General features: G+C 37.4%; 3 protein-coding genes. All 3 read right to left on the bottom strand.

What is annotated here, in order from left to right; genetic code table 11:
- Window positions 1-95 precede the first annotated feature (95 nt).
- The gene (locus AB1422_18850; GenBank protein ID MEW6621360.1) at window positions 96-392 is read right to left on the bottom strand and encodes a nucleotidyltransferase domain-containing protein; all 297 of its coding nucleotides are present in this window, start codon (window positions 390-392) and stop codon (window positions 96-98) included.
- 90 nt (window positions 393-482) lie between these two features.
- A complete protein-coding gene (accC, locus tag AB1422_18845; protein MEW6621359.1) occupies window positions 483-1826 on the bottom strand; it encodes an acetyl-CoA carboxylase biotin carboxylase subunit in 1344 nt (447 codons plus the stop codon).
- Window positions 1819-2265, bottom strand: a complete 447-nt coding sequence (accB, locus tag AB1422_18840) for an acetyl-CoA carboxylase biotin carboxyl carrier protein (protein ID MEW6621358.1) — start codon at window positions 2263-2265, stop codon at window positions 1819-1821. The genes accC and accB overlap by 8 nt, the downstream gene beginning before the upstream one ends.
- Window positions 2266-2454 lie beyond the last annotated feature (189 nt).

Genomic DNA, 2454 nt, shown 5'->3' with positions numbered 1-2454 from the left:
TTGTTTTCCACAATCAATTTCTACCTATTTCTATAAATTTCAATCTATTTCTATTATCTTATCTCCATATCACTCTTATCTCCTTATCCCCTTTTTTACACTTTTGATATATAGCCTGAACGGTTACTACTTTCTTTGATGAGAAAGGCATAGGCTTTGAAGAAATCCTCAAATTTTAAACCTTTTATCACTATATCAATGTCTGAATATCGTCTGAACTTATCAGAGAGAAGTGAACCACAGAGATAGAAAACTTCAAATTTATAATATTTTCTCAAAAGTGATGCCAGTCTCTTCGCCTCTTTGAAGGCATCTTCTTTTAAGGATTTCGTTTTCTTTTCTCGCTCTTTTAAAACAGCGATAAGTGACATAAGATTAGTCCTTTTAGCCACAGATGAGGTCCCCCTAATTTCCCGTTAGAGGTGAACATCCGCCTCTGACCTCTGCTGTTTATCCGTCCTATCCGTGGCTGAATAATTACTTTAAATATTAATCATACCAGATAAAAAGTGTGTATGTATTTCTCCTTTTTTAAATGTTTCTTGTTCCAGTACCTTTTGATGAAATGGGATAGTAGTTTTTATCCCTTCAATAACACATTCTTCCAGTGCCCTTTTCATTCTGGCGATAGCCTCATCACGAGTTAAGCCATAAGTAATAATTTTGGCAATCAAAGCGTCATAATTAGGTGGGATAGTATAGCCTGGGTAAAGATGGGTATCCACACGGACACCAATGCCCCCTGGTAAAATAAGGTTTTCGATTTTACCCGCAGAGGGAGAAAATCCATTAGCCGGGTCAGTGGCATTTATTCGGCACTCGAGGGCATGACCACGGAGTTTAATATCTTTTTTTGAAAATCGAAGTTTTTCTCCGTCGGCTAAACAGATTTGTTCTTTAATTAAATCAATTCCAGTAACAAATTCCGTTACCGGATGCTCAACCTGGATTCGGGTATTCATTTCAATAAAATAAAAGTTTTTATCGTTATCAAGTAAAAATTCAATCGTGCCGACATTACTGTATTTAACTGCTTTAGCGGCTTTTAAAGCCGCGTCAGTTATTTTCGTTCGTAATCTTTCATCGACAGCTGACGAAGGTGATTCTTCAATTAATTTTTGATGTCGATGTTGAATAGAACATTCCCGCTCACCAAGATGAACCATATTTCCATATTTATCCGCTAATATCTGAACTTCAATATGTCTGGGTTCGTGGAGATAGCGTTCGATATACAAAGATGGGTTTTTAAAGGCGGCATTAGCCTCCGCAGAAGCAATTTCAAAGGCACGCGGTAATTCATCTTTATTCCAGACAATCCGAACCCCTTTACCACCACCGCCAGCAGTTGCCTTGAGCATCACCGGATAGCCTATCTTTTCAATTATTCGGGTGGTATCTTTAGATGATTCAATTGGTTTAGTTGAACCTGGAATAATTGGCACACCTGCATGTTTCATTATGCGTCGTGCTTCGATTTTATCACCCATTTTGGCAATAGTCTGGGAAGTGGGACCAATAAAACCAATTTGATGACTCTCACAAATTTCAGCAAATTTTGCATTTTCTGCCAGAAATCCATATCCCGGATGAATTGCCTCTGCCCCGGTAATAATCGCCGCACTAATTACCTGTGGAATGTTCAGGTAACTTTCCTGACTTGATGCCGGGCCAATACAAATAGATTCATCCGCATATTGTAAATGTAAAGAATCCCTATCTGCATCAGAATAAACCGCAACAGTTCTTATCCCCAATTCTTTGGCGGCGCGGATTATCCTTATGGCTATTTCGCCACGATTTGCAATCAAAATTTTCTTAAACATCTTCTTCTCCCCCTAGTTTAATCAAAAATAGAGGTTGACCATACTCGACTGGATGTCCCTCTTCAACCAATATCTCCTTAATCTTACCATAAGTCTTTGCCTCTATCTCATTGATTACTCCCATAACTTCAATCGCACAGACTATATCTGTTGGCGTAACCTTATCCCCAATTTTAACATAAGGAGGAGAGGTTGGAGTTGGTGAGAGATAAAAAAAACCTACCATTGGAGATGTCAAGGTAATCAAATCCTTCTTTTTTAATTCCTTAATGGGGATTTTTTGTGTAGGTAACCCTTTTGGTTTAGATATAGATTCTATTACCCCACCACCTTGAGGCTTTTTAAGTTTAACTTTAAAATCCTCATCCTCTATCTCTACTTCTGATAGGTTTTCCTCTTCCATAATGGTAATTAATTTATTAACCCTTTTTATATCCATATCTCTACCTTCTTTAAAATTCTTATAGTCTGCCTCCACTACTTCATCAGGAATTTTGGGTGGTGTCTGACAATAACTCTAATAGTGAAATCTATGCAGATTTGGTGTCCAAAAGGGATTTCCTCCAAAGAGCAAAATGCAAAAAGCAAATATAAAAATTACATATCAAAATGTAAAATTATCTCTTTC

Source organism: bacterium (genome assembly GCA_040757115.1).
Lineage (GTDB): Bacteria > UBA9089 > CG2-30-40-21 > CG2-30-40-21 > SBAY01 > JBFLXS01.
The sequence above is the reverse complement of the archived record's forward strand: the minus strand, read 5'-3'. Positions and strand labels throughout refer to the sequence as shown.

What these genes read in the sequence shown, in the direction of transcription:
- accC (MEW6621359.1), bottom strand. Translation starts at nt 1,826, where the DNA reads ATGTTTAAGAAAATTTTGATTGCAAATCGTGGCGAAATAGCCATAAGG.
- accB (MEW6621358.1), bottom strand. Translation starts at nt 2,265, where the DNA reads ATGGATATAAAAAGGGTTAATAAATTAATTACCATTATGGAAGAGGAA.